The sequence below is a fragment of the Psychrobacter sp. 1Y4 genome, assembly GCF_051847555.1.
On the sequence record NZ_JBPYDE010000006.1, the window covers coordinates 97,291 to 123,998 of the forward strand.

General features: G+C 43.1%; 24 protein-coding genes and 1 pseudogene. 16 read left to right on the forward strand and 9 right to left on the reverse strand.

Annotation, left to right across the window (positions count from 1 at the left end; translation table 11 throughout):
• Positions 1 to 256: 256 nt before the first annotated feature.
• Complete coding sequence (locus ACS8FC_RS06835; protein ID WP_439296258.1) at positions 257 to 2,704, forward strand: site-specific recombinase; 2,448 nt, start codon at positions 257 to 259, stop codon at positions 2,702 to 2,704.
• A gap of 128 nt (positions 2,705 to 2,832) precedes the next feature.
• On the opposite strand, the gene ACS8FC_RS06840 is transcribed toward ACS8FC_RS06835, so the two are convergent.
• The gene (locus ACS8FC_RS06840) at positions 2,833 to 3,702 is read right to left on the reverse strand and encodes a DMT family transporter (RefSeq protein WP_439296259.1); all 870 of its coding nucleotides are present in this window, start codon (positions 3,700 to 3,702) and stop codon (positions 2,833 to 2,835) included.
• Positions 3,703 to 3,716: 14 nt separating this feature from the next.
• Positions 3,717 to 4,421, reverse strand: a complete 705-nt coding sequence (locus ACS8FC_RS06845) for an SDR family oxidoreductase (RefSeq protein ID WP_439296260.1) — start codon at positions 4,419 to 4,421, stop codon at positions 3,717 to 3,719.
• A gap of 110 nt (positions 4,422 to 4,531) precedes the next feature.
• Between ACS8FC_RS06845 and ACS8FC_RS06850 the strand changes: the two genes are divergently transcribed.
• Complete coding sequence (locus tag ACS8FC_RS06850; protein ID WP_439296261.1) at positions 4,532 to 5,407, forward strand: LysR substrate-binding domain-containing protein; 876 nt, start codon at positions 4,532 to 4,534, stop codon at positions 5,405 to 5,407.
• A gap of 132 nt (positions 5,408 to 5,539) precedes the next feature.
• Here the strand turns inward: ACS8FC_RS06850 and ACS8FC_RS06855 are convergent, their stop codons facing one another.
• A complete protein-coding gene (locus tag ACS8FC_RS06855; RefSeq protein ID WP_439261522.1) occupies positions 5,540 to 6,526 on the reverse strand; it encodes a zinc-dependent alcohol dehydrogenase family protein in 987 nt (328 codons plus the stop codon).
• Between the two features lie 105 nt (positions 6,527 to 6,631).
• Here ACS8FC_RS06855 and ACS8FC_RS06860 point away from each other — a divergent pair, with 105 nt between their 5' ends.
• Positions 6,632 to 7,561 carry a LysR family transcriptional regulator gene (locus ACS8FC_RS06860; RefSeq protein WP_439296262.1) on the forward strand — a complete coding sequence of 310 codons (930 nt, stop codon included), beginning with the start codon at positions 6,632 to 6,634 and terminating at the stop codon, positions 7,559 to 7,561.
• A gap of 77 nt (positions 7,562 to 7,638) precedes the next feature.
• Here ACS8FC_RS06860 and ACS8FC_RS06865 read toward each other — a convergent pair whose 3' ends face one another.
• The 3 genes from ACS8FC_RS06865 to pdxA form a co-directional block, all read right to left on the reverse strand.
• Positions 7,639 to 8,475 (reverse strand): symmetrical bis(5'-nucleosyl)-tetraphosphatase, encoded by an 837-nt coding sequence (locus ACS8FC_RS06865; protein WP_439296263.1) that lies wholly within the window; start codon positions 8,473 to 8,475, stop codon positions 7,639 to 7,641.
• On the reverse strand, positions 8,472 to 9,356 hold the full coding sequence (gene rsmA / locus ACS8FC_RS06870; RefSeq protein WP_439296264.1) for a 16S rRNA (adenine(1518)-N(6)/adenine(1519)-N(6))-dimethyltransferase RsmA: 885 nt from the start codon (positions 9,354 to 9,356) through the stop codon (positions 8,472 to 8,474). Before rsmA ends, ACS8FC_RS06865 begins: the two co-directional genes overlap by 4 nt.
• 177 nt (positions 9,357 to 9,533) lie before the next feature.
• The gene (gene pdxA, locus ACS8FC_RS06875) at positions 9,534 to 10,604 is read right to left on the reverse strand and encodes a 4-hydroxythreonine-4-phosphate dehydrogenase PdxA (protein WP_439296265.1); all 1,071 of its coding nucleotides are present in this window, start codon (positions 10,602 to 10,604) and stop codon (positions 9,534 to 9,536) included.
• Positions 10,605 to 10,949: 345 nt separating this feature from the next.
• Between pdxA and dnaB the strand changes: the two genes are divergently transcribed.
• The 3 genes from dnaB to argF all read left to right on the forward strand — a co-directional run bounded on the left by dnaB (position 10,950) and on the right by argF (position 14,783).
• A complete protein-coding gene (gene dnaB, locus ACS8FC_RS06880) occupies positions 10,950 to 12,350 on the forward strand; it encodes a replicative DNA helicase (protein WP_299220218.1) in 1,401 nt (466 codons plus the stop codon).
• Positions 12,351 to 12,561: 211 nt separating this feature from the next.
• Positions 12,562 to 13,668, forward strand: a complete 1,107-nt coding sequence (gene alr, locus ACS8FC_RS06885; RefSeq protein ID WP_439296266.1) for an alanine racemase — start codon at positions 12,562 to 12,564, stop codon at positions 13,666 to 13,668.
• Positions 13,669 to 13,859: 191 nt separating this feature from the next.
• A complete protein-coding gene (argF, locus tag ACS8FC_RS06890) occupies positions 13,860 to 14,783 on the forward strand; it encodes an ornithine carbamoyltransferase (RefSeq protein ID WP_439261528.1) in 924 nt (307 codons plus the stop codon).
• Between the two features lie 135 nt (positions 14,784 to 14,918).
• On the opposite strand, the gene rpiA is transcribed toward argF, so the two are convergent.
• On the reverse strand, positions 14,919 to 15,578 hold the full coding sequence (gene rpiA, locus ACS8FC_RS06895) for a ribose-5-phosphate isomerase RpiA (RefSeq protein WP_439296267.1): 660 nt from the start codon (positions 15,576 to 15,578) through the stop codon (positions 14,919 to 14,921).
• A 267-nt stretch (positions 15,579 to 15,845) separates the two neighbouring features.
• On the opposite strand from rpiA, the gene ilvA reads away from it, so the two are divergent.
• The 8 genes and pseudogenes from ilvA to ACS8FC_RS06935 all read left to right on the forward strand — a co-directional run bounded on the left by ilvA (position 15,846) and on the right by ACS8FC_RS06935 (position 22,515).
• Positions 15,846 to 17,399, forward strand: a complete 1,554-nt coding sequence (gene ilvA / locus ACS8FC_RS06900; protein WP_439261530.1) for a threonine ammonia-lyase, biosynthetic — start codon at positions 15,846 to 15,848, stop codon at positions 17,397 to 17,399.
• A 359-nt stretch (positions 17,400 to 17,758) separates the two neighbouring features.
• Positions 17,759 to 17,896 (forward strand): annotated as a pseudogene (locus ACS8FC_RS06905) (excalibur calcium-binding domain-containing protein); the annotation flags it as partial.
• 81 nt (positions 17,897 to 17,977) lie between these two features.
• Positions 17,978 to 18,418, forward strand: a complete 441-nt coding sequence (locus ACS8FC_RS06910) for an RNA-binding S4 domain-containing protein (RefSeq protein ID WP_439261531.1) — start codon at positions 17,978 to 17,980, stop codon at positions 18,416 to 18,418.
• Between the two features lie 227 nt (positions 18,419 to 18,645).
• Positions 18,646 to 19,146, forward strand: a complete 501-nt coding sequence (locus ACS8FC_RS06915) for a low molecular weight protein-tyrosine-phosphatase (RefSeq protein WP_299220204.1) — start codon at positions 18,646 to 18,648, stop codon at positions 19,144 to 19,146.
• 163 nt (positions 19,147 to 19,309) lie between these two features.
• A complete protein-coding gene (gene murB, locus ACS8FC_RS06920) occupies positions 19,310 to 20,422 on the forward strand; it encodes a UDP-N-acetylmuramate dehydrogenase (RefSeq protein WP_439296268.1) in 1,113 nt (370 codons plus the stop codon).
• The gene (locus ACS8FC_RS06925) at positions 20,412 to 21,182 is read left to right on the forward strand and encodes a YdcF family protein (protein ID WP_439296269.1); all 771 of its coding nucleotides are present in this window, start codon (positions 20,412 to 20,414) and stop codon (positions 21,180 to 21,182) included. Before murB ends, ACS8FC_RS06925 begins: the two co-directional genes overlap by 11 nt.
• A gap of 121 nt (positions 21,183 to 21,303) precedes the next feature.
• Positions 21,304 to 21,585 (forward strand): cbb3-type cytochrome oxidase assembly protein CcoS, encoded by a 282-nt coding sequence (gene ccoS, locus ACS8FC_RS06930; RefSeq protein WP_439296270.1) that lies wholly within the window; start codon positions 21,304 to 21,306, stop codon positions 21,583 to 21,585.
• 102 nt (positions 21,586 to 21,687) lie between these two features.
• On the forward strand, positions 21,688 to 22,515 hold the full coding sequence (locus tag ACS8FC_RS06935; protein ID WP_439296271.1) for a sulfite exporter TauE/SafE family protein: 828 nt from the start codon (positions 21,688 to 21,690) through the stop codon (positions 22,513 to 22,515).
• Positions 22,516 to 22,628: 113 nt separating this feature from the next.
• On the opposite strand, the gene ACS8FC_RS06940 is transcribed toward ACS8FC_RS06935, so the two are convergent.
• Together ACS8FC_RS06940 and ACS8FC_RS06945 are read right to left on the reverse strand one after the other, a co-directional pair.
• Positions 22,629 to 23,780, reverse strand: coding sequence for a DEAD/DEAH box helicase (locus tag ACS8FC_RS06940; RefSeq protein WP_439296272.1), 1,152 nt, complete (start codon positions 23,778 to 23,780; stop codon positions 22,629 to 22,631).
• A gap of 200 nt (positions 23,781 to 23,980) precedes the next feature.
• Positions 23,981 to 24,196 (reverse strand): cold-shock protein, encoded by a 216-nt coding sequence (locus tag ACS8FC_RS06945; RefSeq protein WP_058368907.1) that lies wholly within the window; start codon positions 24,194 to 24,196, stop codon positions 23,981 to 23,983.
• A gap of 494 nt (positions 24,197 to 24,690) precedes the next feature.
• On the opposite strand from ACS8FC_RS06945, the gene aroQ reads away from it, so the two are divergent.
• Positions 24,691 to 25,242, forward strand: a complete 552-nt coding sequence (aroQ, locus tag ACS8FC_RS06950; RefSeq protein WP_439296273.1) for a type II 3-dehydroquinate dehydratase — start codon at positions 24,691 to 24,693, stop codon at positions 25,240 to 25,242.
• 142 nt (positions 25,243 to 25,384) lie between these two features.
• Positions 25,385 to 26,686: an ABC1 kinase family protein gene (locus ACS8FC_RS06955; protein ID WP_439296274.1), complete on the forward strand. Its 1,302-nt coding sequence runs from the start codon at positions 25,385 to 25,387 to the stop codon at positions 26,684 to 26,686.
• Positions 26,687 to 26,708: the final 22 nt, after the last annotated feature.

Here is a 26,708-nt window from a genome sequence, read left to right on the forward strand (position 1 = left end):
AATTACTGTCCTTTTTTTTGCCAAAACTATATTTAAAACAACTGCTAACAAAATAACTAAACATGACCTTGCACTTCCGATTAAAATAACCTGCATTGGCTATCAACTTAACACCGATATTTGTATCTAACACTCAACAAATATATCAATACAAACTCTCTGTATAACCGCTAAAAATAGTACCTCATAATCCCTATCACAACTGTCAAAACAGTAGCACATCAACCAACAGAACAATAACGATAAAGAGTACGCTGTGTCAGAGATAAAACGCATTTTACAACAAATTACCGCCTTAAGTGACGTGCCAGAGCCATCTGTACTTCGGCGTTTAATTGATGAGCTACGGGTCACTGAAAACGAGCCTGCACTTGCCAATCAAAACATCCAAACCCTTATCGACATTTTGCGTCAGCATCCAGAATATAGTGATGGTCTTGCAAGCTTTGTACTAAAACTCATTATCCAATATCGTCAAATCTCCCTATATACTGATACTGGTATCATGTCAGATGAGGGGTTTTTTAGTAGCTTACGCCGCTTGCTTGGTCATCGGTTCTTACCGCTCCTGCCCCAAGATGATTCTGTCGTTGAATTGGTCGGTTATCTGTTCTATAAACGTCAAGATGAGCGCTGGCTTGCTCACATCGAAAAAGACAAATGGGAAGCGTTGGTTGATCTACTTAATGTTAAAGAAGAGCATTTATACTTAGTAGCGACCGCCAAAAACAGTATTTTAAATGCGATAGTCATTTTATCCTACCGTATTAGCGGTATTGGTCTGCATCCTGACTTAATGGAAGCTTATCCGCAGATTTTGAACTATTCTGCATCTTTTGTTGCTCAAAACCAAGAAGCCGTATTGTTTGTCAATCAGTATCGACAAGCGCATGAGCTTGACACTTTAACGGACATTACGCCTGAACATGCGGTCAATCCTGCTCCGCTACTGGTCATGCTTGAGCAATGTGAAGATATCGTTGCAACGGTACGCAAACGCATCTATAAAACTGGTATCTCCATTCGCTTGACCAATATGATGTTACGACTTGATCAAAGCTTACAACGCATGCGTATCTTAACGGAGCTGGTGGCTGATAGCGGTCAGAATCGCGACAAAGCGGTAATCAACCTGATTCAAACTCTCATTACCACTGCCAATCGTCGTTATAGTATCGGCTACCTAATCGATAACAATACTAAGCTGTTATCACGTAAAGTCACTGAAAACGCCAGCCGCGTGGGTGAGCACTATATCAGCACAGACAAAGCTGGTTATCAAAAAATGTTCAAAAAAGCGTCCATTGGTGGGTTTTTTATTGCCTTTATGGCTACTATTAAAATCTTAGCCTATCATTTGGCCCTTGCACCAATGGGCCGAGCCTTTATAAACAGCATGATCTATGGCTTAGGTTTTGTTTTTATTCATATTGTTCATGGTACTGTGGCAACTAAGCAGCCAGCGATGACTGCTGCCGCTATTGCCTCAACCATATCAGAGGGCTCAGGTAAAAAATCACACCAGCTGACGAAGTTATCGGAGCTAGTAGTCGATATCTTGCGCACCCAGTTTATCGCTATCATGGGTAATATCATGCTAGCGATTCCTGTTGCATTGATCATCTCTTTTGCATGGTTACAATATACAGGTGCGCCGATGATTGATACCGAAAAAGCGGGGCACCTACTTCATGATCTAGACCCTTTTCGATCGCTAGCACTGCCTCATGCGGCCATCGCTGGGGTATATCTGTTTTTATCCGGTCTTATTGCAGGCTACTATGACAATTTGGCGGTTTACAATAAAATTGGCGCTCGCATTAATAGGCATTGGCTACTTCAGCGTTTATTACCCAAAAGATGGCTTCGACGCTTGAGCGGCTTTATAGAGGCCAATCTTGGCGCTATCATGGGCAATTTTTTATTCGGCGTATTTTTAGGTAGCACGGCGACCATTGGTTATTTATTTGGTTTACCGATTGATATTCGTCATATTGCATTTGCGTCTGCCAATTTGGCTCATGGACTGTTCAATATGTCAGCGGCTCAGATAAGTTGGGATGTGGTTTTGATCTCTATTCTTGGCGTCGCACTTATCGGTATCGTCAACTTAATGGTCAGTTTTTCCTTGGCACTTCTAGTCGCCTTACGATCAAAAGAAGTCCGCTTTTTTGAGTGGCGTAGACTATCCAAGCTTGTTTTTGGACATATTGTCAGTCATCCATCTGACTTTTTTTGGCCGCGTGACAAACCGATGAAGTATGCCCGTATTGATAGTCAAGGTCATATGATATTTGATGATACTGCCGGACAAAAAGGCGGTAAACCATTACCCAGTAATTATGTGATACGGCGCTTATCTGATGTCAAAATCATACCTAACTCAGTCTCTGTTGACGCAAAAGGTGAACGAACAACCACAGACATATATTATGAAAATCAGTCTCAAGATCATGGACAGGAGGGTGCTGTAGATAAGAACGTGACTAGAAAGGTTGTCGACCTTGATGATGGATTAGTAGACGAAGAGCTAAATAGCGTGCCTTACTATAGTGATATTCAATATGATAAGACCACCAAAACACTAGGGGACGTTAATAGTAACAAAACCAGCAATCATGATAAAAACGCTGATAACAAGGCTACAGGGGATGCAAAAACGCCCTTGCCGAAACCTAAAAAACCGCCCAAACTGCCTAATTAATAGGGCAGTTTTGGGAGCTTTATACCTGGTCAACTGCTGATATTACTGCTGATAAGAGGTCTAACAATGTTTTCTTGATACTTCATTGATATTTGCCACCTAAACCTTCAAAGTCACGCTGGCTCATCCTACTTTCTGCCTGTCTGAATGAGCAGTACACCACCCAGAATAAGTAGCAAGGCGATAATTTCTACATAAGTGATAGCCTCTCCTATAATCGCACCAATTATTACAGCAACGATAGGTGCAATATACGTCGCACCAGCGGCACGCACAGAGCCTAAAGTCTCGATGATAAAGTAGTAAATTAAAAAAGCGGCGCCCGTTCCTAATATACCAAGTCCTAGTACAGTGCCCCACAGTGCTTGGGCATCTGTCGCTATATGAGTTATACCATCAAAATCAATGAGCACGGCAAGCGTCATCACCGCGAGTCCAATCTGCCATGTGGCTAATGCCAATGGTGATAGTTTTAGATGCGATAGAAAACGCCGCGCATAAACAAATGATGCCCCAACGCTTAAAGAACCCGCGAGCATCCATAACACACCTGCAAGAGATATACTCATGCCGCCTTGCCATGGACGCGCACTCAAGGCAATACCTGCAAACCCTAAGGCAACTCCCAGCGCCATCTGCTTAGTGGGTCTCTCCTCTGGTAAAAAAAGCGCTGCCCCTAAAAAAGTAAATATTGGTATCGAGCCACTAAATAACCCTGCAATACTACTGGGTAACAATGCAGTACCAGCAATAAACCCATAATAGTAGAAGGAGGTTGCAAGCACAGACATAATGATAAAATGCGGCAAATACGCAAGTTGCTTTCGAGTAATGACTTTATGACGCCATGCTATTAACGCTAAAGGTATAAATCCAAACAACACTCGTAGAAAGACAGTTTGAGAAGGCGTGATTAAAGCGGTGGCCCACTTCATAAAAATAAAGTTAGACCCCCAAATCACACCGAGTAATACTAGCGCTGTATAAGCTCTAAACATAGCATTACCCTTTATCAGACAGAGTGCGTCACACCGCCATCAACGCGTATACTCTGACCCGTAATATATCCAGCTGCCTCTGATAATAAAAAGGCGATCGTTGCAGCAACTTCCTCGGCTTTACCGTAACGTTCCATCGGAACATTTTCACGGCGCTCATCGACCTCAGGCAAGCTGTCAATCCAACCAGGTAAGACATTATTAATGCGAACACCTTGTGACGCGTAGTCATCAGAGAAAATCTTAGTAAACGCACCCAGACTGGCTCGAAACGCTGTCGAGGTTGGGAAGGTTGCTGTCGGCTCTGTGGCCCAAGTCGTGGAAATATTGACAATAGCGCCGCCACCTTGTGCCACCATGATTGGTGTCACTAGGCGAATCGGACGCACCGCACTGAGAAAATAAACCTCCATCCCTTGATGCCAATCGTCATCGGTAATCTCTAAAATAGGCGCACGTGGACCGTGGCCGGCAGAGTTTACCAGCGCATCAATACGGCCCCATGTCTCCATTGCTAAGTCAACTAAGCGCTGTACATCGGCATCTACCAAGTTAGAACCGGTGACACCGACTCCGCCGAGCTCTTTTGCTAGTGCTTCTCCTTTACCTGAGGACGATAATATAGCCACTTGATAACCATCTTGAGCAAGCTTACGCGCTGCCGCTGCACCCATTCCTGAGCCACCTGCCATAATAAGCGCCACTTTTTCTATAGTCATGATTTTCTCCATTAGTGATTGATTTACCTATTATAACTAATGGCTGCAGGTATCTCGCATGATATTAAAAGATGCTAGACTGTAGAAAATCTATTGTCTAAGGAATGACTATGACACGCGCTTATCGCATTTTACCCTCTTTAAATGCCTTACGTGCATTTGAAGCAGCGGGGCGTCATTTGAATTTTCGTGCGGCTGCTGATGAGCTTTTTGTAACCCAAGGAGCGGTCGCTCAGCAGGTGCGTATATTAGAAGAGCATATGGGGTTTGCTCTGTTTCAAAGGCTGCCAAAGGGGGTGGCTCTTACTGCTCAAGGCGCAATCTACTTTGCAGAAGTCACACGGGCTTTTGAGATTTTAAAAAAGGCCACCACTCAAGTACTCAAAGAACCTAAGACAGTGACCATGAGTGTGACACCGACATTTGCCACTAAGCTGTTACTGCCCAACCTTTCAGCGCTAACAACTGCGGTTCCTGATATTGACTTACGTACTGTCGCTACTGAATCTATTGCAGATTTTGATCGTGATCAGGTAGATATAGCGGTACGGCTCACACGTCCACCATTTTCTTCCTCTTTTGATACGCAGTTATTGTTCAAACAAAAACTGGTAGCTGTTGCTAACCCTTATTTTGTCGCTGACATCACGCTTCCTATGTCACTCAAGCAATTAAAAGGAATGCCACTGCTGCATGACTCACACAACCATTGGCCACGTTTTCTTAATACGACAGATAAGCTGCCAGGTGCCGTATTTAACCAAACCGCGCTGGCTTTAGATGCGGCTTTAGCAGGACAAGGGATTGCGATTGCTTGTCAGGCGTTTGTAAAAGCGGATTTATCTGCGGGGCGTTTGCTACAAGTCAGTGAGTTAGATCTAACCGTTGAGCCTGATTACTACCTTATTCGTAAACGCACATCAGTATCACGACCTGCTGTAGACGCGGTATGGGAATGGTTTGTTGAAAACTTAGTTGTTGGTTGATTAGTTTGTAATAGCTATAGCCTAAAAAACCGCCCAAGCTGCCAAGTTAATACGGCTGTTTTGGCGGTTTAGTCGTCAAAGACTTATTCAGCTTAATATGTGCTAAAGCGACAAGTCAGTTTTAGCAATGCTTCAGACTTCTACAACCACTTTACCGATTGCTTGTCCACTGGTTAGCCGGTCGTATGCTTTGCCAACTTCTTTGAGATCAAACTGCGTTTCATCAAGTAATGGTTTAAGTGCACCCATATCCACAATCTTGGCTAATTTCGCTAAAGCAGCGCCATGATCTTCTCGCTTATAGTTTTGCAGCATTGGAATAAGCATAAAGACAACGTGCAACGATAAGCCTTTAAAATGCACCGGCGTTAAATCCAGTTCCAGCATAGAAACCGTCGTTACAACCTGTCCGTTCAGTACAGCCGCTTCAAAAGACTTGGTTAGATTTTCCCCGCCAACAGAATCAAACACAATATCAAAACCCGCACCGTCGGTATATTTTTCGACATAATCTACCACGTCTTCAGTCTTATAATTAATGGCCGTGGCACCATAACCTTCAATGACTGCCATCTGCTTTTCATTGGAGACAGTTGAATAGACGTCAGCACCGAAATGTTTGGCCAATTGTACAGCAACGTGTCCTACGCCACCTGCGCCGCCGTGAACTAGTACCTTATGTCCTGCACCAGTACCCGCTCTCTGCAAACCTTCAAAGGCAGTAATACCAACCAATGGTAATGCCGCAGCCTCACGCATTGACAGGCTTTTTGGTTTTTGAGCAATCAATTTGGCATCAGCTAGCATGAATTCTGCCAGCGTACCTTGCAAGTCTGCGAGTCCTCCAGCGCAGCCATATACTTCGTCGCCTGGAGCAAAGTCGGTCACGTCCTCACCAACAGTTTCAATAGTGCCTGCAAAGTCCATACCGAGTACTGCCGGCAGATCGGGTGAAAACGGTAGATCATTACCCATGTGGTGGATCATGGTATCAACTGTATTTACACTAGTTGCAGCCACTCGCACTACTACATGTCCAGCTTTTGCATCAGGTTGAGGTAGCTCATCTAATTGAAATTTAGCATTGTCACCATATTCATTAAGTATCATTGCTTTCATTGGGCTTCTCCTAAAGATTAATTGTTAGAATCAGTATAATATTTTGTAAAAATGAAATAAACTGGCTATTATGAATTACAGAATTCGTAATTTGGATATAATCTAATGGATACAGAAAGCGTTCGTCTATTTGTTTTGGCGGCCGACAAACTCAATATCAGTGCCGCTGGTCGGGAACTGGGTATGGCGCCATCTATGGCCAGTGCCAAATTAGCAAAACTAGAGAAGTTGTTAGGTGCGGATCTTTTGCATCGTTCCACGCGCAAGGTGGCTTTGTCTTTGGAAGGGGCGGAATTTTTGCCTTATGCTAAGGAAATTTTAGCTCAAGAAGATGCTGCACGCGCAGCTTTAGGTCATGGCAATGCAACTGTGACAGGTACCCTAAGGTTCACGGCTCCAAGCACCTTTGCCCAGCTCTACATCGCGCCTATCCTGCCTGAGTTCCTACAGTTGTACTCAGGTATCACTCTTGACCTGCGGCTTACGGATATGGAGTTTGATCTTATCCAAGGCAGTTTTGATCTTGCATTGCGCAATTCAACACTATCAGATAGCAGCTTAAAAGGGCGAAAATTGGCTAACGATATGCGAATCCTTTGCGCTTCACCCGAATATTTGAAACAGCAGGGCACGCCCACGCAACCAGATGACCTTGCGACGCATCAATTCATTGTATTCAAAGAGCCGTCACCGATTAAGTTTGTTGGGTATGATGGCAGTACTGAGGAGTTCGATCCACGACTGACCGAGAGCCGGCTTATCGTTGACGATGGCTTGAGTCAGAAAGTCGCAACCATTGCTGGAGCAGGCATTTCAATGAACTCACTATGGAGTGTTCACCGCGAACTGGCTGACGGCTCGCTGATCCATGTCCTACCCGACTACACGATTGATGACCAGACGGGCCTGTGGCTCATCTATCCAAAATCGAATGTTCTGACGGTAAAAGTTAGGGTTTTTATCGACTTCTTAATAGAGAGGATTGGTGACTCGCCAATCTGGCCTGACTATACCCTAGCAAAGCCAGTTATTTAAACCTATTAATAGACCATCTAAAACAGACTGCTTATTTAGCCTTATATATCAAGGTCAGCGGTTAGCTATAGTCCTCGTTACGGGCTTGGACAGTGGGCGCTTGAGCTAATGACTTTACCATCGCTAAGTCGGTAAGCCAGTAGAGAGTTACCCCAAACGCAGCCACCATCGAGCGCGCGAGCATGCGGTAAGTCCACTTCACCCTTTAGAGCTGCCCAATGACCAAATAATATCTTACGCGTCCGCGGTACTTGCCATTCAAACCAAGGCATAAAATCATCGGGCATGTGCTGATCTAAGCTGGACGTAAAGCTAAACTCTAGTGTTCCGTCTTGTTTGCACAGCCGCATCCGCGTGAAATAATTGGCTATCGCGCGCATCTTGGTAAAGCCATTGATATTGTCATGCCAATCATCAGCGTTTTTACTATATAAATGCGGTAGCAGTCGATCAAGTTGGTTCAAACTGCCTTTTAATTGTGCTTCTAGTTGCTGCGCATATTGTGCAGCAGACTCAATGCTCCAATGCGGTGGTATCCCAGCATGTACCAATACGGTATGTTCATCAGGGTATGCCAAGATCGGCTGACGTCGTAGCCACTGCAATAGCTCATCTCTATCCTCTGCCGCAAAAATCGGCGCCGTTTTGTCTTTTTTCTTAATTTTAGCTGCCCCGCGCCATACGGCCAACAAGTTTAAATCATGATTTCCTAGGACGGTTGCAGCCGCACCTTGCTCGCACAGCACCTTTACGTGACGCAAAGTGCTTAGCGAATCCTCTCCGCGTGCTACTAAGTCTCCTGCAAACCATAACTTGTCTTGTGCAGGGTCAAAATCAAGTGTCTGCAGTAGTTTTTGATACGCTGCATAGCAGCCTTGCAAGTCACCGATAACATATTGATGGCGAAAACTCATAATTCCTCGATGGTTGTCTTATTCTTCTGTACTTTTGCCTGATTACTCAAAGCTACAAAGTCGCTAACGCTCAGTGTTTCTGGACGCGCTTGTGGATCGATACCACAAGCAGCAAAGTCGTCTTCACTCAATGTCGGCAGTAGCGTTGATTTTTTGAAAATAGCACGCAGCGTTTTGCGGCGATGGTTAAAGGTCTCACGTACTACGATAGCGAAGTATTGCTCATCCTCTGCAACAATGGGCTTTTCGATATGAGGCGTCAAACGAAAGACAGCACTGGTTACCTTTGGTGGTGGGTTAAATGCGCCTTTAGGAACGGTCAGTAAATAGTCCGTCTCACAATGATACTGCATGATAACGGACAGACGACCATAAGTTTTGCTACCCACATCAGCGGTAATGCGCTCGACCACTTCTTTTTGTAGCATAAAATGCATGTCCTGAATGACATCAGAGTAACTGAGCAGATGAAACAGTATTGGCGTTGAGATATTATAAGGCAGGTTCCCCACCACACGTAACTTGCCACGCTCGGTGCTATAAAATTCACGATAATCCACGTTCATCGCGTTTTCTTTTACAATAGTAAAATTGGGATGACTGTTTGCGCCAATACGGATACGTAAACTATCGGCCAAATCACGGTCGAGCTCGACCACAGTCATGGCATCCACTTCTGCCAATAACGGCTCAGTTAACGCGCCCATACCAGGACCAATTTCTATTAAGTTGTCATTACGATCCAAACGGATACTATCAACAATCTGGCGAATAATACTGCTGTCATGCAAGAAATTCTGACCAAAGCGTTTTCGCGGTTGGTGTTTGGCAGTTCGCAAGCTAGCTGCTAGTGTCTTGGCATCAAACGAGTTTGTGGACATAAAAGATTCTTAATTAGTAAAATAAAAATGAGAATGTAGAGCAATACAATTGCTTGGTCTTGAACATCGACAATATAATACGATGAACAAGGTGACTTTTATAGCTTTGTTATTGGTGCAAAATTATACCATAGCTTATAATCTGGCTGCATTTTAGCCCTGAGCTAAATTACGCATTTATGATGTAGTCAATGATTTATCAGCCATTTCATTCGCCATGATTAATGCTTGATACAAGCTTGTGGCACTTGCCTCGCCGCGACCTGCCAAGTCCAGCGCTGTACCATGATCGACTGAGGTGCGAATATAAGGCAATCCTAGTGTTAAGTTAACCGTATCGCCAAAACCATGCGACTTTAACACAGGCAGTCCTTGGTCATGATACATAGCAATCACCGCATCACAATTATTCAGATGTCTAGTGGTAAACAACGTGTCGGCGGGCATGGCCTCAGAGATATCTACGCCAGCGGCAATAAATTCTTGTAATACTGGATTGATAATTTCAATCTCTTCCATGCCTAGATGTCCACCTTCACCCGCATGTGGATTGAGCCCGCAAACTAATATACGTGGACTCGCCATACCAAATTTCGATTGCATATCATCAAGTACAATTTGCACTGTCTGGCGGACATTGTCTGCGGTGATAGCGGCAGGGACATCTCTTAGCGCTAAGTGAGTGGTCACCAGCGCAACTTTCATTGCCTGATTGGCCAGCATCATGACTACTTTTTTGCAACCACTTTGCTGCATAAAAAACTCGGTATGCCCACTAAACATCATGCCATCTAAAAGTTTAATGTCGACGTCAATTAACGCAGATTTTTGTAACGGTCCAGTAACGATAGCGGCTACCGTTTCATTTGTTGCAAGTTGATGAGCGATTTCTAATTGCTTGGCGACCATTGCTGCATTCTTGGTGTTAATATGACCTGCCCGCACAGGTGCAGGGCAAGGTACATCCAACAATAAGAATGCATTATTTGCTACATTAAAATCCGCATTATTTACATCAGTCATTGATGATGGAGTCACTGTAATACTTTGCCAAGTTGGACAGCTTTTTAGTGCGCCAGTAGTTAGTAGTTGCTCTGCACGTGCCTGCATAGCATTGGCATCAGCTGTGATCCAGATTGGTCGATTAAAATTTTGTAGCTTACCTTCTTGTGCAAGTAACAAAACCACGTCCATCCCGATACCAGCAGGCTCACCTGTGGTGATTAATAAGGGTTGTTTTTGACTCATACATCCACCTCTTATTTTTATTTAACTATTTGATTTTACCGTATTTTATATATATCTGTTAATCATTTGGATAATGGTAATACCTACCAAATATACCCGTTATATGCCTGACAAAGATAGAGAAAAGTATCTATAAACAGTCTTATGGTAATCATAATGTGCTAGAATTTCGCTTTTGATTGTAGCATTATTTGAAGCTTATTTTATGGTACTTACTCTTAATGCTGGATGCGCCATTTTATAATATAGCGTCTAATGCGACGTCCATAGCAAGCACAATACTTGTGTCTTTTTTAGAGGCATGAACTTATCAATACATCAACTCATATATATACTTAGGTACACATGGCAGACACCAGTAAAACCGACGATTTACTCAATCAGCAGCCTCCGCACAATATAGATATTGAAAAAGCATTGCTGGCTTCTTTGATGAGTATTGAAGAGGCCTATGACAAGATTGCTGATATCGTCACCAAAGATGACTTCTATGCAGGACGTCATCAGCACATATTCGATGCCATTGCTCACTTAGCAGCGGTAAATGAGCCTTATGATACTGTCATGGTGCATGACTGGCTGGAGGCTCAAAAGCTGCTCAAAACTGCTGGTGGTGACAGCTATTTGGCTGACATTTTAAGCCAAAGTCCAGCGACCTTATTTAATCTTACCGCCTACGCTCAGCGTGTACGAGAGTTGTCAACTCTACGCCAACTTATTACCACTGGCAACGACATGTTGACTCTAGCATATAACCCAAAAGATCAAAGCGTTAGTGATATTTTAGATAGTGTTGAAGGTAAAATTTTTAGTATCAACGAGCAGCATAACAAACGTGCTGAGCAGCGCGGACCTGTCGGTATCACCTCAGTATTGACTAACGTAATTGATAAAATCCAAGAGCTCAAATCCAATCCCGACGGTATGATTGGACTGCAAACCCCATTCGCTGAGCTAAATAACAAAACTCAAGGCCTGCAAGCGGGCGATTTGGTCATTGTCGCCGCACGCCCGTCTATGGGTAAGACCACTTTTGCAATGAACCTGGCAGAAGGCGTGTTGTTTAACGAAAACCTGCCTGTTGTGGTATTTTCTATGGAGATGCCCGCTGAATCTATCGTCATGCGTCTGTTGTCTTCGTGGGGCGCGATTAATCAAACCAATCTACGCTCAGGACAAATGAACGAAGATGAATGGGCAAAGATGATGAATGCCATTCAGCATCTACAATCCAAACATTTATATATCGATGACAGTACTGCACTGCCACCATCAGAGCTGCGCTCACGTTGCCGCCGTATTGCAAAAAACCATGATGGTAAGATTGGCGCTATCATTGTCGATTATCTACAATTGATGAAAGTCCCCAGTCTTGATGGTAACCGTGTCGGAGAAATATCGGAAATCTCTCGTAGCCTAAAAGCTCTAGCACGTGAGCTTGAATGCCCAGTCATTGCTCTATCGCAGCTGAACCGAAGCCTAGAGAATCGGCCCAATAAGCGTCCGATCATGTCTGATCTGCGTGAGTCTGGTGCAATTGAGCAGGATGCCGATTTGATTATGTTCATTTATCGTGATGAAGTTTACAATGAAAACTCAGACCATAAAGGTGTGGCTGAAGTCATCATTGGTAAGCAGCGTAACGGCCCTATTGGTACCATACGACTAGGTTTTGAGGGTCAATTTACCCGCTTTATCAACCTGACCCCTGAGTACTATCAAGGGGTGACTTTTGACGATGAATAATATCAAATTAACAACTATCAATTTATTATAAAATCGTTACGCTGTAACGTGATGCGCAACTGGTATAAATTTTTCTTGCTTGCTGTGTCTACGCTGACAGAGGCTGCGAAAAACATATACCAGTCTTGCTGTATCATTTTTATAGTGGATTGACTACAACTGCTATTTATAACTACTATCTAACGTCCAAACACTAATAAAGAAATGAACTATGCGCACCGCTAACATTACTATTGACCCTGCTGCTCTTACTCACAATTTAACTCAAGTCAAACAACGTGCGCCTGGTGCTAAAGTACTGGCGATGGTAAAAGCCAACGCTTATGGTCATGGCGTGGCCGCTGTATTGCCAGCATTAAATCAAGCAGATGGTATTGGTGTGGCAACCTTTACTGAAGCATTAGAGGCACGGCAATTGGGCTGGGATAAGGCGATTGGCCTAGTCGAAGGGGTATTTAGCGCTGATGAATGGCAGCAAGCCATCGATAATGCTTGCAGCTGCGTGATTCACCACACACCTCAGTTAAACTGGGCACTAGAGAACATCCCAGCCGAGGATAGCCCAGCGCGTCAGGTCTGGCTAAAATACAATACGGGTATGAATCGCTTAGGTTTTGATGAAAAGACAATTATAGAAGCGGCACAGCGTTTACACGATGCAGGTTATCAACTTATTCTTACAACACATTTTGCCAATGCTGATGATCGTGACCATCCGCTAAACGCCACTCAAATACAGCGCTTTTCTGACATGTTGGAGTATTTGCAACAGCATATAACCCCAAATGTCGAAGGCTCGTTGTGTAACTCTGCAGGCATAGTAAACTTTTCTGAACACCATCATGATTGGGTACGTCCAGGTATCATGCTGTACGGTAGCTCCCCTGTCATCGATCAATCAGCTGATGACTTAAACCTACGACCTGCGATGGAATTTAGTGCTCGTATTATGGCGATGCATATAGTCAATACTGGTGAAGCCATTGGCTATGGCAGCCGCTGGACTGCAAAGCAAGACACTAGGACAGCTCTCGTCAGTATCGGCTATGGAGACGGCTATCCACGTGTCATTAGCGACGATGCTTATGTTTGTATTGTCGATGCCAATAGTAATATAAGCTACCACTGTCCTATCCGTGGACGAGTTGCTATGGATATGATTGTGGTTGATTTGAGTGCAGCTCCTGTAGATATCGCGCTTGATAGCAAAGTTGTGTTATGGGGTACCATGCCACATGTTGATGAAGTGGCCAGTCATGCAGGCACGATTGGCTACGAGCTACTATGTAGATTGAGTGCTCGTCCTAAGCGGGCATAGGGCAGCTGTATTCTTGCTTAACCTACTGCTACAGGCCCACTACCTGACTGCCAACGGTTATCGAAATTTGGCGTTTACATTGAAAGTAATTACGCTATACTAAAAGTTTGTTGTCACTACAGCTTAAAGCTGACTGTCGCCATTGACGGCTGATAACGTTTCATTGACTGTGATCGACTGCTAGGACTGCTATGAGTTTGCGCCATTTTTTGACCTTATCTGATTTAACCAAACAAGAGCTAGAAAACCTGATCAAACGTGCAAGCGAGCTGCGTAAGATGCAGCATGCAGGCGAGATATATCAGCCCTTTGTCGGACGTACGCTTGGTATGATATTTGAGAAGTCATCAACTCGCACGCGTATCTCCTTTGAGACGGGTATGGGGCAGTTTGGCGGTAGCGCTATTTTTTTGTCGCCAAACGATACGCAGCTTGGTCGCGGCGAACCGTTAGAAGACTCAGCTCGCGTAATCTCAAGTATGGTCGATATTATAATGATTCGCACCTTTGGTCATGAAAAGGTTGAAACCTTTGCCAAGTACTCAGGCGTCCCAATTATCAACGCTCTAACCGATGAGTTTCATCCCTGTCAACTGCTCGCTGATATGCAAACTTACTATGAGCATCGCGGCAGTATTGAAAATAAAATCGTCACCTGGGTCGGTGACGGTAACAACATGTGCTCATCATTTATGCAAGCCGCTAATCAATTTGGTTTTGAGCTACGTGTCGCAGCGCCGTACGGTTTTGAGCCAGATCCTAAATTAATGGAGCGCTTTTCTCACTGTGTCAGCTTGGTTGAAAATGTTCAAGATGCCGCAAAAGATTCTAACCTAATCGTCACTGATGTTTGGGCAAGTATGGGGCAAGAGTCCGAGCAAAATACTCGCGCGCGTCGTTTTGCTCCTTATCAAGTGACACCGTCGCTATTGGATAAGGCCGATCCTGAAGTGGTGTTTATGCACTGCTTACCTGCCCATCGCGGCGAAGAGATTTCTCACGATATGCTCGATGATCCACGCTCAGTAGTATGGGATGAAGCAGAAAATCGCCTACATGCACAAAAAGCTTTGATGGAATTTTTATTAAAAGATAAAATCAAGTTGCCTTCATAGACGACTAACATAGATAACTAAGCAAACTATTAATCAGATATTATCCATAAAAAAGGCAGAGCACATTTATAGTGTTCTGCCTTTTTAGTGTTTGGTCTACCATTAGTAACTCGTTGAGTATTCAACGAGCCTTTTTTAACGAGTCAATGTCGTCACGCCATCACTACCCGCTTTTAGCAATACATCTGCTTGGTTGGCCGCAAAAATACCATTACACACCACGCCTACGATATTATTCAACTCTTTCTCAAGAGCGATTGGATTGCTAACATCCAAATCATAAGTATCTAAAATCACATTGCCATAATCTGTGACAAAGTCCTCACGATAAACAGGCTCACCGCCCAAAGCTGCTAGTTGACGCGCAACATACGAACGTGCTTGCGGCAGCACTTCGATCGGCACTGGAAAATCTCGGCCCAATATATCTACACGTTTGCTTTCATCGACCATACAGATAAACTTATTAGACGCTGCGGCGACGATTTTTTCACGTGTGAGTGCTCCACCACCACCCTTGATCAACTGTAGATGTTCATTAACTTCATCAGCACCATCGATATAGACATCAAGCGTTCCGACAAAGTTTAGATCGACAATCTCGATACCCAAAGCGCGAAGTTTATCTTCGGTCACTTGTGAGCTGGCAACAGCACCAGCAAGTTTTAAGGCAGACAATAATTCAATCAAACAGTTGACCGTACTGCCCGTTCCTACTCCAAGTATCATGTCATCTTCAATATAACCTAGAGCAGCTTTGGCTGCGGCTTGCTTTTGTGCTTGCTGATCACTCATCATAAATCCTTGGCAAAATAAACTTAACACTATAAAAAGGTAAAATGCGCGGCTATTATAACCGATGATTTTATTCGATGTTAGCGTAATACCAATTCTCATTGAGTCCTTGCTTTATTGCACTATTCGGAATGATTCATTATTTGACATGAATATAGCGTCAATTTCTGAGTAAAACTTGCAATTGAGTCTTGCAAGATAGCCAAAATCAGCATAGGCTAATCTATTTCGTTTTTATCTTCATTCATTACTTGTTTAGGGAATATTATGCTATCTCATTGGGTACGAGCCATCTTGCAAGCCACGGTTTATGACGTTGCTATTCAAACGCCACTTGAGGCTGCACCCAAGCTGACCCAGCGTTTTACCAATGATATTCGACTTAAACGTGAAGACTTACAACCGGTTAAATCCTTTAAATTGCGCGGGGCTTATAACCGCATTAGTCAATTAAGCGATGAGCAAAAAGCGCGCGGCGTCATTTGCGCTTCAGCAGGCAACCATGCGCAAGGCGTTGCTTACTCTGCACGCAAATTAGCGTTGAACAACATCATCGTTATGCCAACGACCACACCGGATATCAAAGTCGATGCGGTGAAAGCGCTTGGCGGTAATGTCGACTTGCACGGCGACAGCTTCGATCAAGCCAACCGTTATGCAATTGATCGTGCTGAGCGTGAAGGCTTAACTTTTATCCCACCTTACGATGATGAATTGGTCATTGCCGGCCAAGGTACTATCGGACTTGAGCTGACGCAGCAGTGGCGCAATATGGATTATGTTTTCGTTGCGGTAGGCGGTGGCGGTTTGATTTCTGGCGTTGCAGCATTTTTGGGTGAAGTGGCTCCCCATGTCAAAGTCATCGCCGTAGAAGCGGAACAATCAGCATCTCTCAAAGCGGCGCTTGAAGCAGACGAGCGAGTCAGACTTGAGCAAGTTGGCTTGTTCGTCGATGGGGTGGCAGTTGCTCAAATTGGTGAGTTGCCTTTTGACGTCGTACGTACGCAAAAAATCGATCGTTCAGGACCGATTGTCGAGCCTGAAGTTGTGACCTGTACCAACGATGAAGTCTGCGCTGCCATTAAGGATATTTTTGAAGAAAACCGTAGTATTGTTGAGCCTGCTGGCGCATTATCAGTCGCTGGTATGAAAAAGTATATTGAAGCCAATGATTTACAAGGTAAAAACTGCGTTGGTATCATTTGCGGTGCCAATATGAATTTTGATCGCCTACGTTATATCGCTGAACGTACTGAGATCGGGGAGAAAAAAGAAGCCATCTTTGGTGTCACTATCCCTGAGCAGACTGGTGCTTTCTTAAACTTCTGCCGTAGTCTGCATGGACGAAATATTACTGAGTTTAATTACCGCGCTGATAGCAAAAAATCACCAGACTCAATGGAGCCTGCCTCAATCTTTGTTGGTATTGCCTTAAAAGAAGGTGAGAGAGAACGTCAAACGATTAACAATCAACTGACGGCTGACGGCTATACAGCACATGATTTAACTGATGACGATATCGCCAAATCGCATATTCGTCATCTGATTGGCGGTCATGCTCATGTTGAAAACGAGCAGTTGCTAAAAATCACCTTTCCTGAACGCCCGGGGGCTTTATTGACATTTTTAGAAAAGCTGGGCGACGACTTTAATATTACGCTTTTCCATTACCGTAATCATGGCGCCGCCGAAGGTCGCGTGTTGGTCGGCTTACAAGCTTCTGAGAGCAACTCTCGTCAATTACAAGACGCCCTACTCGATATCGGTTATGACTGTACGATGCTAAACGACAATATCGGCTATCAGTTGTTTTTAAAGTAGTAAAATAGACACAAGTTATTAGTATCAATGGTGGTTTTTAATCGATTGAAAAACTACCATTGATGAACTTATAGCGTTCATTTATGGTAAATATTATTAATAGGTATTGAGCAGTGATAAAGAAAATATTGATGATCGCTGTATTGCTGACATTAGCAATGGTAGGCTACAGAGTCCTTCAACCTAAAAATTTCACGAATAATCCTATATCTAATACTGCGACTAATACATCAACTGGCGTGGCTTTCACATCTGATGACCTTGATAATATACCACCAACGTACGTTGATTTGGATTCAACTTCATCATCAATCTTGGCAGCAAGTCCAGTATTAACGTCACAGCCAGCAGCACCAAGCTTCTCATGCGATGGCAGAAAGCATTGCTCTCAGATGACCTCATGCGCAGAAGCTACATACTTTACAAATAACTGCCCAAATACAAAAATGGACGGTAACCACGATGGTATACCATGTGAAAAACAATGGTGTAACTAATGTTAACTTAGACCATTACTCTTTTAATTTGTAAAAAAAACACCATTATTATCTTACTTAGTTGATATCTATGAGGTTTTGATGAGTAAACATAATAAAAACCATAATCAGCCCAGTCACAGCAAACCTGATACTGTGCGTATGCGGCTCGATAAATGGTTGTGGGCAGCGCGGTTTTATCGCACTCGTACGCTTGCCAAAGAAGCGATCGAAAGTGGGCGTGTGCATTATGCAGGTAGCCGTGTCAAAACGAGCAAGGAGATTACGGTTGGAGATGAGCTGAGTATCAGGCAAGGCTCGGCCACTGCTATGACTGAAAAGACCGTCATCGTCGAGGCATTAACTGCGCAACGTGGCAACGCAACTGCTGCCCAAGTGTTGTATTCAGAGACTGAAGAGAGCGAAGAGCGCCGTGCCTACTACGCTGAACAGCGCAAACTTGCCAACCTTGCACGTCCTGATAATAAACCCAACAAAAAGCAGCGCCGTGATTTACAACGCTTTAAACATCAACAAGATTAACAAAGCTTGTTGATGACTCTGTGTGCTTGTTGTTTGTGACGTTAATCGTTACGCTTATCAAGCCACGCTAAATAATAATAGTCTTCAAGTAAAATCGTTAAAATTTGCAAGAGTAACCGCCGGTTATTGTTATAAATTAGCCCTCACTTATTTATTTATTGACATGCTAATAAGCCATACATTTCATATGGGTCTTATAGAGCATTTTTGTCATAAAAGGTCATGTTATGCTGGTAAAAGCTTCCGCTCCATCTTCTGTTCTATTGGTTTGCCTAGGTAATATTTGTCGTTCACCAACTGCTGAGGAAATTTTTCGTCAACAGATTGCCATTGCAGGACTCTCTATCAAGGTAGACTCAGCAGGTACAGGTGATTGGAACATTGGTAATGCTCCTGATGTCCGATCTCAGCGTCACGCTAAAGGTCACGGTTATAATATTAGTAAGCTAGTTGCACGGCAGATAAATGCTGATGATTTTCGCGAATTTGATTTGATTCTAGCAATGGATGCTCAGAACTTGGCTGACCTGCAAGCATTAAAAGATAGTATTAATAATACATCGCAAGCGCCTCTAGCTAAATTGGCATTATTTAGCGAAGAAGATCCTACTTATGGCGGCGACGACGTTCCAGATCCTTATAAGGGTGATGGAGATGATTTTGAAGACGTCATTGAACGTGTTGAATCGAGCGCCAAAGCATGGATTGAAAGCTGGAAAGCCATGTAAGGGAGATTTAGATTGCTCAGCATCACGATACCAAGCACTAAAACTTAAGCATTTTATCTGCTTTTATACCGTATATCCCTTATAATAGCCAGCGTATTAAAGTCTAGCTTATACCTGGCTACTGCTTTGATGTTTTTTATTTATTTGTCTAATAGGTCGTGTTATGACTACAGATTTGCACCATGCTCCTAATGCTCAGTACGATTGCTTGCATGATCTGTCTTACGCCAACACAATGGCGCTCGCTTGCATCGCTGACACTGTAGTGACTTTGACAAGCGAGGCACAGCTAGACCATTTTATGGCAAGTTATACAGACGATAGTGAACTTAATTCCTCATTGTTTGTGCTATCTGGTGGTAGCAACGTCTTATTGCCCACGCAACTGCAAGCGACCGTATTACGACCACACATGCGTGGTATTATCCTTATCGATCAGACCCAAGATCATGTCGATATTGAAGTGATGGCAGGTGAAAACTGGCATGATCTGGTTATTCATACCGTCAATCAAGGCTGGTACGGGCTAGAAAATTTAGCGTTGATACCAGGCCTCACTGGGGCAGCTCCTGTGCAAAATATCGGTGCTTATGGCGTGCAGTTAGAGGACTCCCTGCAGTATGTTCGCGCTTATCATTTACCGACCAAAACTTGGCATCATCTTACTGCTACTGATTGTAAGTTTGGTTATCGCGATAGTGTTTTTAAGCGCACACCAAATACTTGGCTGATTAGCCGGGTGGGCTTTCGTTTGCATACTGATGCGACAAAGGTTTTGGCAAGCTATGGTGATGTACAGACAGTGGCTCAACACTATGCCAAGCTGCAAGGACGCGGACAATTGACGCCTGTCGATGTAATGCATGCTATCATCGATATTCGTCAACAAAAACTTCCTAACCCGGCGCAGCTTCCCAATTGTGGTAGTTTTTTTCAAAACCCTATAATCAATCTAAGCCTGTTTACATCATTACAGAGCATCTACCCTAATATCGTTGGCTACCCGATGCCAGATGCGACAGTTAAAGTTGCAGCAGGCTGGTTAATAGAGCAAGCGGGCTTAAAAGGTGGTGGTATTGAACCCATCATTACTCATAAAAAACAAGCGTTAGTCCTTACCAATCATAGTCCCTATCAAGCCACTCAAGCTGATGTGTTAGCTGCCCAAAACCATATCATAAACTATATCTATGAAAAGTTTGCTATCACTTTAGCTCGTGAGCCGGTTTGGGTTAATGCTGATGGTACAGTTGGATATGGTGAGCATGAGGTCTAAGCGTTCATGGTCTCATAGGCTATCTCGCCACTACTTACGTTCCGCTGAACGCATGATTAAGTTGTTCCGTATTATCAATATAACTTTCTTATTGGGTTCGACGGCCATCATATTAATACTCGTTAGTCTGTTCACGCCGCTATTTTCTCGCGCAGTCGTTTATGTGTTCGATCATCTAACGCTACCTGCCATACCAGCTGATGCTATGAGCTCACCACCCTCTGCCTACGTTGTCCTTGGCGGCGGTCTCACTAACGACAATAGTAACCAAATCATTCTCAATGGTTATAGTCTCAACCGTATCCGTACTGCTGCCATTGCCTATCATGACTTGCCCCTACCTATTATCATCAGTGGCGCTGAGGCACCTTGGATGAGTCAATGGCTTATAGAGCATGGTATCGATGAACCCATTAGCGAAAATGCCAGTATGAACACCTGTGAAAACGCTCGGTTTACTGCCAAGCGTGTGCCTTTATACCATGTGTACCTTATCACCGATAATTACCATATGGCGCGAGCTCGCAGACAATTTGCTTTAAATGGGGTCAATAGTACGCCTATAAACGCGCCATTACCTGTGTCACTTGATTGGATGGAGCCTGCACAAAACTTGAGCCATTCAAGACGTGCTGTTTATGAAATAGCTGCCTACCTACGTGATATCTTGCGCCCGCAATTAGACTGCCGGCTTGCAGAAGACGTTAGTATTCAACAATTATTAACCCCTCGAGGTAATGCGGTTAAAACCTTTGATTAATGATTTAGGTATCTCAAAGCTATGCAGATTTCATTGCATAAATTTCAATCATAAAGTTAAATTTATTACACTTGCGATAAGTGTATAATAATAGAATAAGCGGCTATTCAAGAGGTTTGCCATGCTCAGTATATTTTTATTGATTCCACTAAGCTTGATGCTGTTCGTGGTAGCTATTTGGGCTGTTCGTTACGCCGTAAAATCCAATCAATTTGAGGACTTAGATAATGCCTCACAGCGCATTATCTTGGATGATCGTCAAGAGCGTCGTCAAGTTATCCAGTCGCATAAACCAGCTAATTCTGCTGAGAAAACGGATACTATAATCACTACCGCTGATGACGAAAGCTTGAATCTGGACGCTCGTAAACCACTAAATACTGATAGCAATACTAAAGAATAGCATTAGATTTTTAAAAATCTTTGATTTTTATAAGTGCGTTATTATTTTGACTTTTAATAAAATACTATCTCCGTTTACTACATATTTTAAGAGGTGCTGCTTATGACCACAGCATTATTAGTTGCAGCATTATTGATGGGTTTTTTTGGTTCACCGCACTGTTTAGGTATGTGTGGCGGACTGGTAAGTGCGTTTGGATTGTCGATGAAGGACGTAAGCCCGGCCAAGCGCCGAGGTTTGGTCGCCACTTATCACCTTGGACGTCTACTTAGCTACTCGTTTTTGGGTTTGACTGCAGGAGTTATTGGTACAACAGTATTAGAGCCATTGATGAAAGGCAATAGTATGCCGCGCATTCTTTTAGGCTTGGTGCTCGTACTTGTTGGAATTACTATGCTGGGCGCTCCGTTTTTAACCAAGCTTGAGCGTTTTGGTATGCGCTTTTGGCAATTCCTTGGGCCGCTACGCCAAAAGGTATTTCCACTCACTACTTTTCCACGCGCATTGGCCGCTGGTCTGTTATGGGGATTTTTACCTTGCGGACTCGTGTATGGTGCCCTACTCATCGCAGTCGTCGCTCATAACCCTTTAGGAGGCGCAGCGCTGATGTTTGTATTCGGTCTAGGTACAGTACCGATGCTAGTTGCCACTCATGAAACGGTTGGTTGGATGCGTGATAAAATTGGTCGCTTTCGCTTACGCCAACTAAACGGTGTAGTGATGGTACTATCGGGAATGGCTGTTATGTTTGTGCCCATTATCATGGCTAATATGCACGGCGGACATGGTGGCGATACACACATGAGTCATGGCAACCCTGCTGCTATAACATCTGAAGCAGGCGACTCTAATTATCATGACATGAGTCAGATGGACCATAGCATGCACAATATGGATGCTGACGCAGACACTATGAACCACTCTCAATAGTTAAGCTCATGAAAAACCAATCTCTTATAAGCCTGTCGAAAAAAAGCCCGCAACGTTAATATCGCTGCGGGCTTCTTTCTGACAGTATCAACTCTTTGATATTGATAAAATTATTACTGCCATTGCTCAAGACTAAACTTGGTATCCAAATGCTTCTCTAATGCTGGCAAATTAAAAGCATCGTCTTCACTTACAAAGCTGATGCTAATACCTGTCTGGCCAGCGCGCCCAGTACGGCCAATACGATGTACATAATCATCGGGCTGATCTGGCAAAGTATAGTTAATCACATGGCTAATATCATCAACATGAATGCCGCGCCCTGCCACATCGGTTGCAACTAAGATTGAGGCATTACCATCTTTAAAACGCTGCAAATATTTTTCACGCTTTTGCTGAATCACATCGCCTGATAACATAACGATTTTATGAGACTGACGCAGTTTATGATACAAACGTTTTACTTGATCCTTTCGATTGGCAAAGACAATGACTTTTTCTACTGACTTATCGGTAATAATACGCTGCAACGCTTCTAGCTTTTGATCTTCTGTTAATAAGTAAAAGTGTTGGTCTACTAGCTCACTGGTCTTGTGCTCAGGCTCGATTTCGACAAACTCTGGCTCATGCAACCAGCGATAAGCAAGATTCATAACATCTTGGTTAAATGTAGCTGAGAATAGTAAGCTTTGACGATCCGTATTGGCTGGCATTCGACCTACTAAGCGCTTGATATCAGGGATAAAACCCATATCAAGCATACGATCCGCTTCATCTAATACCAGCACCTCTACTCGATCCAAATAGAGCATACCTTTATGCATAAGATCTATCAAACGCCCCGGTGTCGCAACCAAGATATCGACATACTGACGTTCAAGATCGTACTGCTGAGTCTCATAATTGGTGCCACCCATAATACATACGCTGTGCAATTCTGTATATTTGGTCAAAGCAATACAATCGTCAAAAATTTGCTGGGCAAGCTCACGTGTCGGTGCCATTATTACTGCGCGTGGCTCTCCCAAATGACGCTCTTCTTCTTCCTGAAAAGGACGCTTAAGCAAGGCCTCCATGATGGTAATCAAAAAAGTTGCCGTCTTTCCTGTTCCCGTTTGCGCTTGTCCAATTGCATCTTGATGTGCCAAAGTATGGGGTAATATTTGAGCTTGGATAGGCGTTAATTCAGTAAAGCCCAAATCACTGATTGCCCGCAATGTTGGCGCCAAAAGTGGTAGATCAGTAAATGTTGTAAAGTGACTCAAAAAATTATCCTTATATAGTAGTAATGACAGACTCGCATGATAACAAGCCTACCATAAACTTTGGTAAAGCTTTAACGTAAAAAAGCCAAGCCCAAGGTCCACATATCAATATTGCAATATCGATAATTTAGACAGGCTTGACTCAGTAGTATATCAGTAGTCAATAAAACTATTAAACCTAAACTGATATAATAGACGGATCAGTCTTCCACTTTTCTAACTTCTTCAGCTTGTAGACCTTTTTGGCCTTCAACCACATTGAATTCGACTTTTTCGCCATCTTTTAAAGAGCGATAACCATCACCTTGAATCGCTCGAAAATGAACAAAAATATCTTCACCACTATTGCGTTGAATAAAACCAAAGCCTTTTGAATCATTAAACCACTTAACGACACCTTGCTCACGATCTGACATAATATTGCTTCCTAAAATTACACCTAGCCCCAACTTCCTTTGCAGCATTGCATGTAAACGGGGTCTAAGATTATGAAATCACTTATTTAACTAACAACAATTTAAATAAGGTTATTCAAAAATTACACTTAAAATATATCAGGACACTTATTTTTATTAAATAATAAAAACGTTTTCTCAGATGAAATTGTTATATCCTAATATGCCTAGTAACGATACTGCGTCATCGTCTATAGATAATTGATCTTTAGAACTGCTTTAAAGACGAGAGCAACAAAGTTGTAAGACTTACTACTTAAAAATATCATAGCATGTGTTTTTAGCAACACAAAGTCATTTAACATGGTTTTTGCTATTTAGGTAAGCTTTCTATGTAATTTTTTATAAACTTATGATTGAGCTATTGTGATAAAGTCCCATATCTAACATAGCAGTTTTTTTATTTGTACTACAAGTGCCCAACACTACATTCATTTTAATCCACAGAGAAACTTATGAGTGCCCCCTCTTTATCAGCTACGAGCGCAAAAACGGACAGTTTACAAACACGTAGAATACTACTTCTCAATGGGGTGAACCTAAATCTACTAGGTAAACGTGAACCTGAAATTTATGGCCATACCACACTTATCGATATCGAAAAATGTCTGGCGGCGCGAGCAGCATGTCATGACGTTGAACTTATTTGCGTTCAGTCCAATCATGAGGGTCAGCTCGTTGATGCTATTCAACAACACGGATTATTGACAGATGTAAGCTTACAAGTAGATGCTATTATTATTAATCCAGCTGCATTCACTCATACATCAGTTGCTATCCGCGACGCCTTACTGGCTACCCAAAAGCCGTTCATAGAAGTGCATCTTTCAAACGTTCATACTCGTGAATCTTTTCGGCATCATTCTTACTTGAGCGATGTGGCAATGGGAGTAATATGTGGTTTAGGTCACTTAGGTTATCAGATGGCACTCGATTACTGGTTGATAAATTTATACGGTATTGATCTGAATAATACTGCACTATTACCTACTGCAAATGAGTCTTAGTGAGACACATTGTCAAAAAACGCCAACTTGGTTTTGGTATGAAATGTTTTATTGGTAGGAAAATTGCATCAAACATGGCTTGTTCTTAGAACAACTCTTAATTTTTGGACAAAAACCAAAAAAATAATATACGGTGATATGAATGGCAAAATCGTCCGGAAAACGCTTTATGAAACTTGCTGGTATGACTGCAAGTATTGCGGGAAAGGCCGCTAAAAACTCACTAAAGCATCTCTCTAGTGACGAAGAAAAACGTTTGGAGGCACGCTCGGCACTGATGCAAGATGTGGGTGTTCAAATCGCTGAGACCCTTGGCGAGATGAAAGGCGCTGTCATGAAAGTGGGACAAATCGCTTCGCAATACAAAGATGTATTTCCACCAGAAGTGGCAACTGCGCTTGAAAAACTACAAAAAGATGCTCCACCCATGCAGTATGCACAGATACGCGCACAAGTAGAGCGCGAGCTTAAAGCGCCCATTGATGAGCTGTTTGATGAATTTGAAGAAACCCCTTTTGCAGCTGCTTCTATCGGTCAAGTACATAAAGCCATTCTACCCTCTGGCCAAAAGGTCGTGGTAAAAGTTCAATATCCCGATGTGGATGAAAATTGTGACAGTGACCTAAAACAAGTACGTGTGGCGCTAAAAATTGCTGGTGTGCTTAATATGAGCCGCGAGCTACAAGATAAGCTATTTAGTGAGATACGGCAAAGCCTATATGATGAGCTTGATTATACTAAAGAGGCGCATAACTTACGGGTATTTGGTGCATTTCACGCCGAAGATAAAGGTCTTATAATACCCAAAGTCATAGGCAGCCATTCTTCCAAACGAATTTTGACCTTGACAGAAGAGATGGGAGAAAATTTGACGGTAGCTGCGACCTGGGACAATGATATCAAGCAAAAAATAGCAGAAAGATTGTTTCATTTTACCGCAGGTCAGCTATTTGGTTTATACCGAATGCACTGTGATCCTCATCCAGGTAATTTTGCTTTTCGGACTGATGGTAGCGTAGTCGCTTATGATTTTGGTGGTATTCGCAGCTATAGCGATAACGAAGTACAGTTATTTCGACGGTTTGCTAAGCATGCTATAAAAGCCGATGTGACTGCTCTTGAACAGGACTTGGTTGCGCTAGGAATACGCCGGACTGATGATACGGACATTCCTGGCGAATTCTACCAAGAGTGGCTTGCTATTGGTCTTAAACCTTTATCTATTTTGCCTTATCAACAAGACGCTTTTGATTTTTCTAGTAGTCAGGTGCATCATGAAGCCATCACTCAAATGCGCACGTCCCTAAAATACTTTGGTCAGTTTCAGCCTTCTGCAACGACAATGATGCTTGATCGTACTGTGTCAGGACAATATTGGAATTTGGTGAACCTTGGTGTTGAAATCGATCTCTCATCTTTGGTTGATGAATACATTGAACTATAAAAAATACAATAGTAGCATCAAA

Coding starts and splice junctions, on each gene's coding strand:
- rpiA (WP_439296267.1), bottom strand. CDS start 15,578: ATGAGTGATCAGCAAGCACAAAAGCAAGCCGCAGCCAAAGCTGCTCTA.
- ACS8FC_RS06955 (WP_439296274.1), top strand. CDS start 25,385: ATGGCAAAATCGTCCGGAAAACGCTTTATGAAACTTGCTGGTATGACT.
- ACS8FC_RS06910 (WP_439261531.1), top strand. CDS start 17,978: ATGAGTAAACATAATAAAAACCATAATCAGCCCAGTCACAGCAAACCT.
- ACS8FC_RS06855 (WP_439261522.1), bottom strand. CDS start 6,526: ATGAAAGCAATGATACTTAATGAATATGGTGACAATGCTAAATTTCAA.
- ACS8FC_RS06935 (WP_439296271.1), top strand. CDS start 21,688: ATGACCACAGCATTATTAGTTGCAGCATTATTGATGGGTTTTTTTGGT.
- ACS8FC_RS06915 (WP_299220204.1), top strand. CDS start 18,646: ATGCTGGTAAAAGCTTCCGCTCCATCTTCTGTTCTATTGGTTTGCCTA.
- argF (WP_439261528.1), top strand. CDS start 13,860: ATGAGTTTGCGCCATTTTTTGACCTTATCTGATTTAACCAAACAAGAG.
- ACS8FC_RS06860 (WP_439296262.1), top strand. CDS start 6,632: ATGGATACAGAAAGCGTTCGTCTATTTGTTTTGGCGGCCGACAAACTC.
- ACS8FC_RS06850 (WP_439296261.1), top strand. CDS start 4,532: ATGACACGCGCTTATCGCATTTTACCCTCTTTAAATGCCTTACGTGCA.
- ilvA (WP_439261530.1), top strand. CDS start 15,846: ATGCTATCTCATTGGGTACGAGCCATCTTGCAAGCCACGGTTTATGAC.
- ccoS (WP_439296270.1), top strand. CDS start 21,304: ATGCTCAGTATATTTTTATTGATTCCACTAAGCTTGATGCTGTTCGTG.
- ACS8FC_RS06925 (WP_439296269.1), top strand. CDS start 20,412: ATGAGGTCTAAGCGTTCATGGTCTCATAGGCTATCTCGCCACTACTTA.
- ACS8FC_RS06840 (WP_439296259.1), bottom strand. CDS start 3,702: ATGTTTAGAGCTTATACAGCGCTAGTATTACTCGGTGTGATTTGGGGG.
- alr (WP_439296266.1), top strand. CDS start 12,562: ATGCGCACCGCTAACATTACTATTGACCCTGCTGCTCTTACTCACAAT.
- rsmA (WP_439296264.1), bottom strand. CDS start 9,356: ATGTCCACAAACTCGTTTGATGCCAAGACACTAGCAGCTAGCTTGCGA.
- ACS8FC_RS06945 (WP_058368907.1), bottom strand. CDS start 24,196: ATGTCAGATCGTGAGCAAGGTGTCGTTAAGTGGTTTAATGATTCAAAA.
- ACS8FC_RS06865 (WP_439296263.1), bottom strand. CDS start 8,475: ATGAGTTTTCGCCATCAATATGTTATCGGTGACTTGCAAGGCTGCTAT.
- pdxA (WP_439296265.1), bottom strand. CDS start 10,604: ATGAGTCAAAAACAACCCTTATTAATCACCACAGGTGAGCCTGCTGGT.
- dnaB (WP_299220218.1), top strand. CDS start 10,950: ATGGCAGACACCAGTAAAACCGACGATTTACTCAATCAGCAGCCTCCG.
- murB (WP_439296268.1), top strand. CDS start 19,310: ATGACTACAGATTTGCACCATGCTCCTAATGCTCAGTACGATTGCTTG.
- aroQ (WP_439296273.1), top strand. CDS start 24,691: ATGAGTGCCCCCTCTTTATCAGCTACGAGCGCAAAAACGGACAGTTTA.
- ACS8FC_RS06845 (WP_439296260.1), bottom strand. CDS start 4,421: ATGACTATAGAAAAAGTGGCGCTTATTATGGCAGGTGGCTCAGGAATG.